This is a genomic window from Micromonospora lutea (assembly GCF_016863535.1).
Lineage (GTDB): Bacteria > Actinomycetota > Actinomycetes > Mycobacteriales > Micromonosporaceae > Micromonospora > Micromonospora lutea.
Genome location: NZ_BOPB01000028.1, coordinates 157,041 through 170,816 on the forward strand (window position 1 = coordinate 157,041; position 13,776 = coordinate 170,816).

11 protein-coding genes and 1 pseudogene are annotated in these 13,776 nt (G+C 71.3%); 8 read left to right on the forward strand and 4 right to left on the reverse strand.

Annotated elements, in window-relative coordinates:
* Window positions 1–3: 3 nt before the first annotated feature.
* Window positions 4–942, reverse strand: coding sequence for a phosphotriesterase family protein (locus Vlu01_RS22585; protein ID WP_204002905.1), 939 nt, complete (start codon window positions 940–942; stop codon window positions 4–6).
* Window positions 939–2,129 carry an aspartate aminotransferase family protein gene (locus tag Vlu01_RS22590; protein ID WP_204002908.1) on the reverse strand — a complete coding sequence of 397 codons (1,191 nt, stop codon included), beginning with the start codon at window positions 2,127–2,129 and terminating at the stop codon, window positions 939–941. The genes Vlu01_RS22585 and Vlu01_RS22590 overlap by 4 nt, the downstream gene beginning before the upstream one ends.
* Before the next feature lie 257 nt (window positions 2,130–2,386).
* Here Vlu01_RS22590 and Vlu01_RS22595 point away from each other — a divergent pair, with 257 nt between their 5' ends.
* The 8 genes and pseudogenes from Vlu01_RS22595 to Vlu01_RS22630 all read left to right on the forward strand — a co-directional run bounded on the left by Vlu01_RS22595 (window position 2,387) and on the right by Vlu01_RS22630 (window position 11,839).
* Window positions 2,387–3,520, forward strand: a complete 1,134-nt coding sequence (locus Vlu01_RS22595) for an alanine racemase (RefSeq protein ID WP_204002911.1) — start codon at window positions 2,387–2,389, stop codon at window positions 3,518–3,520.
* Complete coding sequence (locus Vlu01_RS22600) at window positions 3,517–5,106, forward strand: N-acyl-D-amino-acid deacylase family protein (protein WP_204002914.1); 1,590 nt, start codon at window positions 3,517–3,519, stop codon at window positions 5,104–5,106. Before Vlu01_RS22595 ends, Vlu01_RS22600 begins: the two co-directional genes overlap by 4 nt.
* Window positions 5,103–6,503, forward strand: a complete 1,401-nt coding sequence (locus tag Vlu01_RS22605) for an aldehyde dehydrogenase family protein (RefSeq protein ID WP_204002917.1) — start codon at window positions 5,103–5,105, stop codon at window positions 6,501–6,503. Before Vlu01_RS22600 ends, Vlu01_RS22605 begins: the two co-directional genes overlap by 4 nt.
* Window positions 6,496–7,917, forward strand: coding sequence for an amidohydrolase family protein (locus tag Vlu01_RS22610; protein ID WP_204002925.1), 1,422 nt, complete (start codon window positions 6,496–6,498; stop codon window positions 7,915–7,917). The genes Vlu01_RS22605 and Vlu01_RS22610 overlap by 8 nt, the downstream gene beginning before the upstream one ends.
* A gap of 174 nt (window positions 7,918–8,091) precedes the next feature.
* Window positions 8,092–10,458, forward strand: coding sequence for a thiamine pyrophosphate-binding protein (locus tag Vlu01_RS22615; RefSeq protein ID WP_239096065.1), 2,367 nt, complete (start codon window positions 8,092–8,094; stop codon window positions 10,456–10,458).
* A 453-nt stretch (window positions 10,459–10,911) separates the two neighbouring features.
* Window positions 10,912–11,256 (forward strand): annotated as a pseudogene (locus Vlu01_RS22620) (integrase); the annotation flags it as partial.
* Window positions 11,225–11,452, forward strand: a complete 228-nt coding sequence (locus tag Vlu01_RS22625) for a hypothetical protein (RefSeq protein WP_204002929.1) — start codon at window positions 11,225–11,227, stop codon at window positions 11,450–11,452. The pseudogene Vlu01_RS22620 and the gene Vlu01_RS22625, both read left to right, overlap by 32 nt.
* A gap of 30 nt (window positions 11,453–11,482) precedes the next feature.
* Entirely contained in the window at window positions 11,483–11,839 is a 357-nt protein-coding gene (locus tag Vlu01_RS22630; protein WP_373307497.1) for a transposase family protein, read from the forward strand.
* 278 nt (window positions 11,840–12,117) lie between these two features.
* Here the strand turns inward: Vlu01_RS22630 and Vlu01_RS22635 are convergent, their stop codons facing one another.
* Together Vlu01_RS22635 and Vlu01_RS22640 are read right to left on the reverse strand one after the other, a co-directional pair.
* Entirely contained in the window at window positions 12,118–12,672 is a 555-nt protein-coding gene (locus Vlu01_RS22635; protein ID WP_204002930.1) for a YesL family protein, read from the reverse strand.
* 144 nt (window positions 12,673–12,816) lie between these two features.
* Window positions 12,817–13,770, reverse strand: coding sequence for a carbohydrate ABC transporter permease (locus tag Vlu01_RS22640; protein ID WP_204002931.1), 954 nt, complete (start codon window positions 13,768–13,770; stop codon window positions 12,817–12,819).
* Window positions 13,771–13,776 lie beyond the last annotated feature (6 nt).

Sequence of the window (13,776 nt, forward strand, 5' to 3'; positions counted from 1 at the left end):
GGATCAGCCCACCGCCGCCACGGTGAGCACCTCACGGGGGTTGCCCACCATCAGCTGGTGCAGCTGCGCGTCGGTGACCCCGCGTTCGCGCAGCGCGGGCAGCACGGTGCCGAGGACGTAGCGGTAGCCGTTGCCGCCGAACAGGGCGAACATGTCCCGCTTGCAGACGTCCTGGGAGAGCACGATGCGGTGGTGGCCCTCGCCGATCAGGGTGGCGATGGCGTCCAGCACCCGCTCGGTGTACGCCGGCGGGAACGCGCCCAGGTTGTCGAAGGAGAGCCAGGCGCCCCGGCCCAGGGCGGTGCGGTAGAAGCCCAGGGAGGGGTGGCTGTCGGCGTGGCCGATCACCACCCGGTCGGCCGCCACGCCCTCCTCCTGGAACAGGTCGAGCGCCCGCAGGCCGACGTCGCTGCCGACCGAGTGGGTGGTGATCGCCAGCCCGGTACGCAGGCTGGCCCGCGCCGCTGCCCGGTGGCAGCGTTCCTCCTGGGCCGAGATCCACGACTTGTCCGCGCCGATCTCGCCGATGATGCCGGGGCGTACGCCGGTGTCGTCGGCTCCGTCACGGATCTCGGTGACCAGGCGGTCGGCCAACTGGTCGACGCTGCGGCGGTCGATCTCCTCGGCGGCGGGGTAGTAGGGCTGCCGGTACCAGCCGCAGCCCATGACGATGTGCAGGCCGGTGCGCCGGGCCAGCGCGGCCAGGCGGGCCGGTTCCCGGCCGATGCCGGGCACGGTCAGCTCGACCAGCGCCTGCCCGCCCTGCTCGACGTAGCCGGCCAACTCCTCCACCAGCAGGTCGTCGTCGTCGGGCAGGCCGGCGAGGTCGTAGCGGCCGGCGATCTCCCATAGCCGGATGTATAGGTGCTCGTGCATCAGGGTGGTGCCCAGCTCGGCGGGGTCGATGTCACCCAGCACGGTGATGATCCGTCCCGCGCTCATCCGACCGGCACCTCCCGCAGCGCCGCCGCGGGCACCCGCAGCGCGTCGTGGATGGCCGCGACCGCCTCGTCGATCTCGGCGTCGTCGATGACGGTGGGCAGCGCGAAGACCCCCCAGCCGCAGACCCCACGGTTGAGCAGGGCCAGTCGCATCGCGGCGTTCACCTCGGCCCACCCGGTCGGGGTGCGGTCGGTGGTGGCGACGCTGACCAGGGAGCCGACCTGGCGTACCGCCAGCGGCAGGTCCAGGTCGGTGAAGGCGTCGCGCAGCCCGTCGGCGAACAGCTCACCGACGCGCTCCAGCCGCTGGTACGCCTCGGCGTCGAGCAGTTCCAGGGTGGCCAGCCCTGCGGCGGCGGTCACCGGGTTGCCGTTGAAGGTGCCGGCGTGTGCCAGCCGAGGGCCGCCGGCCGGGTCGGTCACCGCCATCACGTCGGCCCGCCCGCCGTACGCGCCGACCGGCATGCCGCCGCCGACCACCTTGCCGTACGCGGTCAGGTCGGGGGTGACGCCGTAGCGTTGCTGGGCGCCGCCGGGTGCCACCCGGAAGGCGATGACCTCGTCGAAGAGCAGCAGCACGTCCTGTGCGGCGGTCGCCGCCCGGATGGCTTCGAGGAAGCCGGGCGTCGGGGGGATCCAGGTGCCGATCGACGCCATCGGGGTGACGATCACGGCGGCGAGCCGGTCGGCGTACTGCTCGATCAGGGAGACCACGCCGTCGGTGTCGTTGAACGATCCGACGATCACGTTGTCGGCGAGGTTGGCTGGTACGCCGGCGGTGTAGGGCACGCCGCGTGCCGAGCCGGGCGCCGTCGCGTTGATCTCCATGCCGTCGAAGGTGCCGTGGTACGAGCCATCCATCTTCAGCACGAGGTCGCGGCCGGTGAAGGCGCGGGCGGTCTTGACCATCATCATGGTCGCCTCGGTGCCGGAGTTGGTGAACCGCAGCCGCTGCAGCGACGGTACCCGGGCGCAGAGCTGCTCGGCGAGCGCGATCTGCGCCGCGTTGGGAGCGAGGACGGCGGTGGCGCGTCCGGCCTGCTCCCGGATGGCCTCGGTGACCCTCGGATGCACGTGCCCGTGGATCAACGACGTGGCGTTGTAGATCAGGTCGAGCAGGCGGTTGCCGTCGGCGTCGTACAGCCGGGTGCCGCTGGCCTTCTCGACGTATGAGGGATACGGATGCATAGCCAGCGAGTAGCGTGTGTCGCCGCCGGGCATGACTCGGCAGGCGCGCTGGAAGAGCGCCGCCGATGCCGGGGTACGCTCTTCGAATGTGGACCTTTCGGTGGTGATCCAGTGCGCGATCGGACTCCCGGCGTCCATCCGTTGACAGCCTCCCGCCTCATCCCTACTGTGCATTCGTAGTCACAGTATCTGCCGTCACAGTAGGGCCTGGACGACCATCGGACAAGAGCCGGGCCGACGAGGGGAAGCCGATCAGCGTGAGCGCCGCGTCCCACACCCCTACCCGTGTCCCACGCCGCCTGGCCGACCTCGACACCCCGGCGACGCTGGTGGAGGTGCCCCGGCTCGCTGCCAACCTCCGCCGGGGTGTCGACGTCGCCGACCGGGACGGGCTGGCGCTGCGCCCCCACGCCAAGACCCACAAGACCGTGGAGATCGCCCGCCGCCAGCTCGCCACCGGCGCCGCCGGGCTGACCGTGTCCAAACTCGACGAACTCGACGCGCTGCGCCCCGCCGGCGCCACCAGCTACCTGCTGGCGTACCCGCTGGTCAGCGCCGTGAAAACCGCGCGCCTGGTGGAGCTGGTGGCGGGCACGCCGGCGCGGATCCTCGCCGCGCTGGACGGCCCGGCCGGAGCTGACGCCCTCAGCGCGGCCGCCACCCGCGCCGGCATCACCCTTGAGGTGCTCATCGAAATCGACAGCGGGCTCGGCCGCTGCGGCGTCGCTCCGAACGTCGCCGCCGACCTGGCGCAGATGGCCGCCAGCCGACCCGGTCTGCGAATCGCCGGGGTCTTCACCCACGCCGGCCACGCCTACAGCGCCCGCGACACCACCGAGCTGGCCCGCGCCGCCCAGCAGGAGGTCGACGCGGTACGACATGCCGCCCGGGACATCCGCGCCGCCGGCATCGCCTGCGAGGTGGTCAGCGTCGGCTCGACCCCGACGTTCCTGACCCGCGCCGACCGTCGCGGGGTCACCGAGACCCGACCCGGCAACTATGCCCTCCTCGACCGCACCCAGGTCGCCCTGGGCGTGGCCACCCTCGACCAGTGCGCGCTCTCCGTGCTCTGCACCGTGGTCAGCACCGGCCCGGGCCGTGCCGTGGTCGACGCCGGCTCCAAGGTCTTCGGCCTCGACCGCGGCGGGCACGGCGTCAGCCTCATCGACGGCTACGGCGAGGACCCGGAGCGGGGCGCGACACTGTCCTGGCTCTCCGAGGAACACGGTGTGGTCAGCGACCCGGCCGGGCGCTTCGCCCCCGGCGACCGCCTGCGCTTCGTGCCCAACCACGCCTGCGTCGCCGCCAACCTCACCCGCCAGCTGTACTTCGTCGACGGCGACGCCGTGCTGGACACCGTCGCTGTCGCCGCTGCCGGGGGTGGCCGTTGACCAGCCGCCAGTCGAGCACCGGACGGGCCGTGCTGCTGCGCGGCGGTACCGTCGTCGACGGCACCGGCCGCCGGCCGGTCGTCGCCGACGTGCAGGTCACCGCCGGCCGCATCAGCGCGGTGGGGACGGTCGGCCGGGTCCGGGACGCGGTGGAGGTCGACTGCCGTGGCCTGCACGTGCTGCCCGGCGCGATCGACGCGCACTCGCACGCCGACTTCACCCTGCCCACCGCGCCGCACGCCACCGGGCTGCTGCGGCAGGCGGTCACGACCGTGGTCACCGGCAACTGCGGGTTCTCGCCGTTTCCGATGCGCCGTCCGGGCGGGCCACCCGCCAGCGGTGGTTTCCTCAACCCGCGCCTGCGCCGTGGCTGGTCCGACCTCGCCGACTACCGCGCTGCCCTCACCGCCGCCGGGGTCCGGGTCAACGTCGCGCCGATGGTCGGGCACAGTTCGGTCAGGGCGGCCACGGCACGTCCCGACGGCGACGCCCCGGCACACGGCGACCGGATCCGGCGGGCCATCGCCCACGCCCTGGCCCAGGGCGCCGCCGGGGTCAGCCTCGGCCTCGCCTACCCGGACGGCCGCGATGCCGACCGGAACGAACTGGTCGACGTGGCGACCCTGACCGCCGCGGCCGGCGCCGTCCTCGCCGTGCACCTGCGCGACGAACGCGCCGGCTGCGTCGCCGCGGTCGAGGAGATCCTCGACCTGGCCGCACGCACCGGCGTCGCCACCCAGATCTCCCACCTCAAGGCGATGGGGCGGGCGAACTGGGGCTCCACCCGCGCGACCCTGGCCCGCATCGACCAGGCCCGCACCGCCGGGCTCGACGTCACCGTCGACATGTACCCGTACACGATGGGCGCGACCACGTTGACCGCCGCGCTGCCCGGCTGGGCCGACACCGGCGGGGCCGAGGCGATCCGCCGACTGGTCACCGACCCGGCCGGCCGGTCCCGGTTGCTGACCGAACTCGCCGCCGGCGCCGGCTACGTCGGACTCGACGAGGTCGTGGTCTCCCACGCCTCGCCCCGCTGGCAGCCGGTGATCGGCCGGCCCCTGCCGCTGGCCGCCGCCGACCTCGCCACCACTCCGGCGGCGCTGCTGCTCGACATCCTCGCCGACGACGCCGCCGAGGCCACCATGCTCGTCGACGCGATGAGCGCCGCCGATGTCGAGCGGGTCCTCGCCCACCCCGCGGCGATGATCGGCTCCGACGGTTGGGTCATCGACCCCGTTCCCGGCGCCCACCCGCGCAACTTCGCCACCTTCGTGCGGACCCTGCGCGCCGCCGGGGACCAGCCGGAGCACCTCGCCGACGCGGTACGCCGGCAGAGCGCCGCCGTCGCCGACCGGTTCCGGCTGACCGGGCGGGGCCGCATCGCCCCCGGGCACTGGGCCGACCTGGCCGTCGTCGACCTCGCCGCGCTGCACGACGGCGGTGACGACGCCACCGTCGCCCCCGCCGGGGTCTGCCAGGTCTTCGTCAACGGGGTCGCCAGCCACGGGCAACTGCTCGCCAGCGCATCACCACCGGCCGGGCGTGTACTGCGCCGGGATGCTGACCGTAGGAGGCCAACATGACCATCACCCCACTGCACAGCCCGGCCACCGGGGAGCGCATCGGCGCCTGGTCGGACGCCGGCGCCGCCGGCGTGGACGACGCGGTGCGCGCCGCCACGGCCGCTCTGCCCCGACTGGCCGCGTTGTCCCGGTGGCAGCGGTGCGACCTGCTGCAGGCCACCGCCGCAGCGCTGGCCGTCCGGCGAGAGCAGGTCGTCGACAGCCTGCTGGTGGAGCACGGCAAGGTCCGCCGGGAGGCCGAGGCCGAGGTGGAGACCGCGATACACGCGCTGCGGATGACCGCCGAGTACGCGCGCCGCCTCGACGGCAGCATGCCCGCCATCTCCGACCCGGCCAAACGAGTCTTCGTCGACCGGATCCCGCTGGGCGTCATCGGTGTGATCACCCCGTGGAACTTCCCGGTCAACATCCCGCTGGAGTACCTCGCCCCGGCCCTGGCGATGGGCAACACGGTGGTGTGGAAGGGCGCCGAGAGCACCCCGGGCAGCAGCGCCCACGTCGCCGCCGCGATCGCCGAGGCCGGCTGGCCCGACGGTGCCGTCACCCTCGTCGAAGGCGGCCCGGCGACCGGCGCGGCGCTTGCCGCCCACCGGGGGCTCGCCGCCGTCGGATTCACCGGCAGCAGCCCGGTGGGGCACCAGATCGCCGCCGTCGGCGGAATGCGCAAGCTGCTGCTGGAACTCGGCGGCAACGGGCCCACCGTGGTCTTCGACGACGCCGACCCGCAGCAGGTCGCCGAGGCCGTCGTCACCGCCGCCACCTTCTGCTCCGGGCAGAGCTGCGCCGCCACCGAGCGGGTCCTGGTGCAGGAGCGCCACCACCGGCAGGTTCTCGAGGCGATCGCGGCGGTGGCGGCCGACCGCCGGGTCGGCGCGCCGCAGGACCCCGACGCCGATTTCGGCCCGCTGCACCTGGCGCAGACCGGCGTCGTCATGCGGGATCACCTCGCCGACGCCACCGCTCGGGGAGCCCGCCTGGTGGCCGGTGGCGCCCCCCTGGCCGACGCGCCGACCGACCGGTACTGGCCGTTGACCGTCCTGGACGGCGTGGACCCGGCATCGATGGTGTTCACCGAGGAGACGTTCGGCCCGGTCATCCCGCTGACCACGTTCCGCGACGAGGCCGAGCTCGCCGACCTGGTCGCCGCCAGCGAGTACGGCCTCAGCGGGGCAGTCTTCACCGCAGACCTGGATCGGGCGTTCCGGGTGGCCCAGTCACTGCCCTGCGGCAGCGTCATCATCAACGACCACTCCAACGTCTGGGAGACCCACCTGCCGGCCGGCGGGCACCCCGGCTCCAGCAGCGGCGTCGGGCGGGTCGGCATCCCGTACGCGCTGCAGGAGCTGTCCACCATCCGCAGCACGATCCTGCATCTGGGCGGGACCGGCCGTGGTTGAACCGGGGGAGGGCGGGCCGCAGCCGTCCGGCACCGCCCGGCCGCTGCCCGCGGATCTGGTGCTGCGCCACGGTCGCGTCATCACCATGGACCCGCAGCGGCGCATCCTCACCGACGGCACGGTCGTCGTGCACGGCGGCCGGATCAGCTGGGTCGGCCCGGACCGGCTCCGGCCGCCGACCGACGTCCCCGAGCGGGACCTGCGCGGCGCGGTGGTCCACCCGGGTCTGATCGACGCGCACGTGCACACCGGCACCGAGACCGTCCGTGGTCTGTCGCCCAAGGGCGCCGGCGACTGGGACACCGTCGAGGAGGTCGCGTTCCGCGGCAAGACACCACTGGACGAGGAGTTGGCCGCGACGCTGAGCGCGATGGACATGGTCTCCAGCGGCACCACCCTCTTCGCCGACACCGGCGGCTCGGTGCACCTGGCGGCCACCGCCCGAGGAATCGCGAGGGTCGGGATGCGTGGCATCCCCGGTCACTTCATCGTGGACGTGCCGCAGGACGGGGCGTTGGCGGAGGTGACCGCCGACACCGAGACCTGCCTGGCCCGGCTGCGTGACCAACTGGACCGCTACCCCTGGCAGCCGGCGGCGCGGATACGCGCCGCGGTGACCCTGGTCGGCATGGGCCTCAACAGCGATGCCCTGCTTCGCGCCGCCGGGCAGCTCGCCGAGGACCGGGGCGTACCGCTGATCATGCACCAGTCGTGGAGCCGGGCCGAGGTCGACGCCAGCCTCGCCGCCCACGGCGTGCGGCCGGTCGCCCACCTGCACGACCTCGGTCTGCTCGGTCCGCGTACCACGCTCGTCCACATGATTCAGACCGACGACTCCGAACGTGAGCTGGTCCGCCACAGCGGCACCAACCTGGTGCACTGCCCGTCGGCGTCGCTGCGGCGGGCCAAGGGCGCACTGCGTGAGGGGCAGTTCCCAGAGATGGTCGCCGCCGGTGTCACCGTCGCACTCGGCTCCGACGGCCTGTCCGGCCCACGGGACCTGCCCCGTCAGGCGTACCTGGCGGCGATGGTCTTCCGTGAACTGCGCGACGAACTGCCCACCCTCACCGCCGAACAGGTGCTGGAGATGTCCACCCTGCACGGCGCCCGTGCGCTCGGCATGTCCGACGAGGTCGGTTCGATCGAGGTGGGCAAGCGCGCCGACCTGGTGATCCACTCCACCCACCAACCACAGTCCCTACCGGCCTTCGACGATCCGGTCGACTGGTTGATCTTCTACGCGGGCGCCCGCACGGTCGACACCGTTGTCGTCGACGGCGAGATCCTCTACGACCGCGGGCGGTTCACCCGGTTCGACGCGGACGAGATCCGCGCCGCCGTCGCCGAGCAGGCACGCCGGCACGAAGGCGCCATCGGTCCGGACCGCTACGCCCACTGGCCCCTGATCCGCTGATCACCGGCGCGGCACCCCCCCACCGACGCCGCCTGATCGTCCACCACCGACCACACCCTGGGAGCCCCGATGCCGAGGACCATCCCCGCCCCGCCCCACCCAACGGCCGGTCAGGCCGCCGGGTACGAGGAACTCGACGAGATCCAGCGCCGGGTGCTGTGGCTGGCCGTACGGATGGTCGACGCCGCGAACCGGGAACGGCCCAACCACGACGGCGTGAAGGTCGGCGGCCACCAGGCGTCCAGCGCATCGCTGGTCTCGGCGATGACCGCGCTGTGGTTCGCCCATCTCGGCCCGGAGGACCGGGTCTCGGTCAAACCGCACGCCGCCCCGGTCTACCACGCGATCCAGTACCTGCTCGGCAACCTGGACCGGTCGTACCTGACCCGCCTGCGCGCCCGCGGTGGACTGCAGGCGTATCCGTCCCGGACCAAGGACCCCGACCAGGTCGATTTCTCCACCGGCTCGGTCGGCCTCGGTGCCGCCGCCCCGCTGTTCGCCGCCGCCACACGCCGTTACGTCGATGCCCACTTCGGTGCCCGGCCCCGGTCCCGCTTCGTCGCCATCCTCGGCGACGCCGAACTCGACGAGGGCAACATCTGGGAGGCCGTCGCGGACCCGGCGACCCGGGGCCTCGGCGAGGTGATGTGGCTGGTCGACTTCAACCGGCAGTCGCTGGACCGGGTGGTGCCCGGCGTGCGCATCGACCAGTGGCGGGGCCAGTTCGAAGCGGCGGGCTGGCATGTGCTGGAGGTCAAGTACGGCCGCCGGCTGCAGCAGGCGTTCGCCCGACCCGGCGGCCATCACCTGCGTGCCTGGCTGGACCGGATGCCCAACGAGCAGTACCAGTCGTTGTTCGGCCTCTCCCGCCAGCCGCTGCGCGAACGGCTGCTCGACGGCGCCCCGGCCGAGCTTGGTGACCATCTCGCCGAGGTGTCCGATGACGACCTCGGCCCGCTGGTGACCGATCTCGGCGGTCACGATCTCGATTCGCTGCTGTCGGCGTACCGGCAGTGCGACGCGGTCACCGACCGGCCCAGCGTGGTGTTCGCGTACACGGTCAAGGGGTGGGGACTGCCCACCGCTGGCGATCCCCGCAACCACTCAGCCCTGCTCAGCGGGGAGCAGATCGACACGCAACGCGAGCAGGTCGGCCTCACCGCGCAGACCGAGTGGGACCGCCTCGACCCCGCGACCCGCGCGGGCGCGCTCGCCGCCGGCCGGGCCGAGCGGTTGCGCCGCCGTACCACCGAGACCTCGGCGCCGATCATCGTGCCGGCGCAGACCGGCGTCAGCGCCCGCCGGCCGATCTCCACTCAGGAGGCGTTCGGTCGCATCCTGACCAACCTCGCCCGGGTCGAGACCGTCGCCCCGTACCTGGTCACGACCGCGCCGGACGTGGCGACCTCCACCAACCTCGCCGGATTCATCAACCGCAGCGGCGTGTTCGCCCCGACGCCCCAGCGCACCTGGACCGAGGACGGCATCCTGCGGTGGAGCGAGGGACCCACTGGCCAGCACATCGAGCTCGGCATCTCCGAGATGAACCTCTTCCTCCTGCTGGGTCAACTCGGTCTCGCCGAGCCGCTGTCCGGACAGCGGCTGCTCCCGGTGGGCACGGTGTACGACCCGTTCGTGCTGCGCGGCCTGGACGCATTCATCTACGGCGCCTACTCGGGATCACGGTTCGTGGTGGCCGGCACCCCGTCCGGGGTGTCGCTGGCGGCCGAGGGCGGCGCGCACCAGTCCACGATGACCGCCTCGGTCGGGATGGAGCTACCGAATGTCACCTTCCTTGAGCCCGCCTACGCCGGTGCGCTCGACTGGCTGCTCTGCGACGCGTTGACGCGGATCGGCGCGGCGGCCGGTGGCGGCCAGGCGGACGCGTCGGGGTCGGACGCGTCGGCCGAGGCGGAGGGAAGCTACTACTTTCGGCTCACCACCCGCCCGATCGACCAGCAGCCGTACGAGGCCGCCCGCCGGCGCATCGGTGACGCGGCGCTGCGCCGGCAGGTGCTCGATGGCGCGTACCGGCTGTTCGACGCCTATCACGAGTATCCGCACCTGCGCCGTGACGGACTGGCGCCAGCGCCCGTGGTGCACCTGGTCAGCTGCGGGGCGGTGCTGCCCGAGGTGCTTGCGGCCGCCACCGAACTCGCCGAGGAGGGGGTCGCCGCGCACGTCGTCGACGTGACGAGCCTGGACCGGTTGTACCAGGCTTGGCAGCGGTCATTGCGCCGCTCGGTGCGTACCGCCGCACTGCCCGACCTGCCCGGGGTGTTCCACTGCGCGTTCGGTGAGCGGGCGCCGGTCGTCACCGTGCACGACGCGGCGTCACATGCGATGTCCTGGATCGGCTCGGCGCTCGGTGTTCCGGCGGTGCCGCTGGGCGTCGATCGGTTCGGTGAGTCAGGCACGGTCACCGACCTCTACGAACTACATGATCTGCTGCCCGGAAGCATCGTCAACGCCGCGCTGACCGGCCTTGCGCTTGCCGGCAGCCGGGTGGCTGAGCCCACGCTGCCGGGGAGCGGGCCGTAGGTATCGCCGATGTTCCCGCCTCATCTGTAGCTGCCGAGGCTCAGGTGCCGGATCGGGGTCGTCGCTGCGCCACCGTTGCGGCCAGCCTTGGTCGAACGGCACCAGTAGAGGTGTGGGACAAAGAAGACGCCGCGCTGCTTGTCGAAGCAGCGGTGCGAGGAGACTCCTTTACCCGGCCGGTCTTTTCTCGAAGCGACCTGGGTAAACGTGCGTGAGCATGCCGCTGGGCCACTGGACTACTGGGGGTCAAGGGGTCGTCGGTTAAAATCCGGCCGCCCCGACAGCGAGAGGGTTTCCGCATGTCAGAGACTTGCGGAAGCCCTCTTTTTATTGCTCGGCATGGATGCCTGGTCTAGCACGCCGCTGTTGGACTCCTTGAGGGGGCCATCGACCGCACGCCGATGGAACGGGTGCGGCAGCCGAAGACACCCCGAAAGCTGAAAGGGCGCGAAGGACCGGCGGGTGCGGTTCGGGCCGAAGAGGGCCCGGGCGCTGTCGCGCTATCTGCGAGCTCGGGACAAGCACAAGGGCGCCGCCCTGCCGCACTTGTGGCTGGACGAACAAGGCACCGCAGCGTTGAGTCCGAACGGCATCAAGATCCTGCTCGAACGGTTGGGTGCCGCGGCCGGGGTGGCGGACGTGCACGCGCGCCGGTGGCGGCACAGCTTCGCCCACGAGTGCAAACGCGCAGGCGGCGACACCGGTGACCTGATGCTCCTGCTTGGATGGACATCAGAGGACATGCCCCGCCACGAAGGGGGCGGCGATGACGCGGTACGCGATCGACGAGAGCCGTAGCGAGTTGATGGCGACCTGGGAAACCGGCTACGAATCTGTCGCGACTCGGGTCGCGACGCGGCCGGCGAGCGCGACGTCGAGGCAGCGGCTGGCGCTGGCAGCCGAGTTGTCACGGCTGTCCGAAGCGCTGTGGCGCTGCTACACGCACCCGGCGAGCGCCGCCGACAGCCTGGAGCTCAACAGTGAGGGGTGGTGACGAGAGCAGACCCGCAACCAGTTCGCCTCGGTGACGGCACACATCAGCAAGCCGAACCTGCCTGACGACGATGGCATGCTGGCGGTCGTGTACGACCCCGTCGAGGAGTACACCCACCGAGTGGGCCGTTGCCTGCACGCCGACGGCGGCTACCGCGGCAACCCCGAGGTGATCATCCCGTACCGCAAGCCTGCCGACGGCACCGACCTGCCCGCCTGGAAAGAAGCACTCAACGTCGAACACCGCACCGTCCGCGCAGGGGTCGAACACGCCCTGGCCAGGATGACGTGCTTCACGATCCTGCGCGACTACCGCCGTGCCGCCCACACATTGGCCGACGCCGCTTCCGGCACCGCCAACCTCCACAACATCATCCTCGCCGGCTGACCACCGGGCCGGTGCCGGGCAACTCCTTTACCCAGTTACGAGACGTCCCTTAGGACCCGCCCGGTCATCAGAATCGATATACGAATCCGCCGCTCTCGCCACGAGCGTGGATTAAACGTCCAGTCAGGGGTGTGCCGGAACCGGCGAACCTGCCGTCCCACTCGCACCTCCCATACGTCGGTGCCCAGGCCACCGAAGCTGGTCCACCCCCACCGTTCTGTGTACAAGATCGCCGCGAGCCGCTTCACGAGACAACTCAGGTCCACGGCTGGAGAGCGTCAGGCCTCTGCCTCCTTCGGCTCCATTTGCACGTACCCCCGGGCGACGAAGAACCGCTCGAGCAGGTAGCACCACCACAGGAGGATCAGGCCGGGCGCCACGAACACCGCGGGCATGAAGTTCCAGATGGTGACGCCCCCGAGGACCACGGCGATCCCGAGCAGGAACGTCAGGCTGGGCGTCGTCAGCCCCAACGTGAGCCCGTTGAACACCTGGCGCCAGGTGGGGTTGGTGAAGCGGGCTACGAGGGGGAGGCACCAGAAGACCAGGAGCAGGAGGAAAAGTCCGACGACAATGAGCGGCACCCAGACCTCGGCCAGCCCGCGAGTGGGCAGGTAGGAGAGCGAGAGGATGCCGACGGCCGCGACCGGGACGGCCAGCAGACCGACGACGGTCGCCTGCCTCCAACTCTGCCGCAAGGCCTTCGAAGCAATGGCCCGGACGCCACCGTCCTTGCCCAGGACGTACCGGCGGCACACCTCGTAGGCGACCACAGTTCCCGCTCCCGCCGTCACGACAAGGCCGAGGCTCAGGAGCCAGAACAGGCTGATCACGATGATGGAGCCGAGCGAGTCCAGGATGCGCCACAGTCGCGACGCGGGGTTGAAACGGAGAATGGTCGGGGCCCTTTCAGTGTGCGCAGTTGCGGGTCCGGAGGACAGGGTCGGCCTCCTGCGGTGGGCGGGAGGCCGACGCGATCAGCCCTTCACGGAGCCGATCATGAGACCGGACACGAAGTGCTTCTGCAGGAACGGGTAGACGAACAGGATGGGGACGGCCGCCACCATGGTGATCGCCGACCGCAGCGCGATCGGTGTGGTGACCTGCCCGCCAGAGGCCGCGGCGCCCGTGGCGGCCACTGAGTTCACGCCGGCGTTCATCGAGCTCGACAGCAGCTTCTGCAACTCGTACTGCAAGGTGGTCAACGCCGGATTGCCCGAGGCGTAGAGCAGGGTGTCCAGCCAGGCGTTCCAGCTGCCCACCGCCACGAACAGACCCACCACGGCCAGCGCGGGCTTGCACAGCGGCATCACGATCTGCCACCACGTGCGGAACTCGCCCGCACCGTCCATCCGTGCCGACTCGATGATTTCCTCAGGGATCGACTTGATGTACGTGCGCAGGATGATCAGGTTGAACGCGCTGATGATCGTCGGCACCCAGTAGGCCTGGAAGGTGTTCAGCATGCCCAGGTCCTTGATGAGCAGGTAGTTGGGGATCAGCCCGGCGTCGAAGTACATCGTCAGCACGAAGATCACGGTGATCGGGCGGCGGAAGATGAACTCTGTGCGGCTGAGCGCGTAGGCGAGCATCGAGGTGAAGAACAGGTTTGTCGCCACCACCACGACCGTCTTCAGGACGCTTATGAAGAACGCCTGGTAGATCGTGTGCATGTTGAACACGACGTTGTAGTTCTGCAGCGAGAAGTCCCGAGGCCAGATGCCGATCCCGCCACGGACGGCGTCCATGCCGTCGTTCAGGGAGATGGCGAGCGTGTTCAGCAGCGGGTAGACCATGACCGCCGCGAGGGCGAGCAGGAAGGTCGTGTTGAGCGTCGTGAAGATGATCCGCTCGGTCGTCCACTTGCGACGCCGTGACCCGCCCCGTGCTGCGCGCCGCGCCAGAGGCTTCGCGACAGTGGTGCTTGACATGAAGTC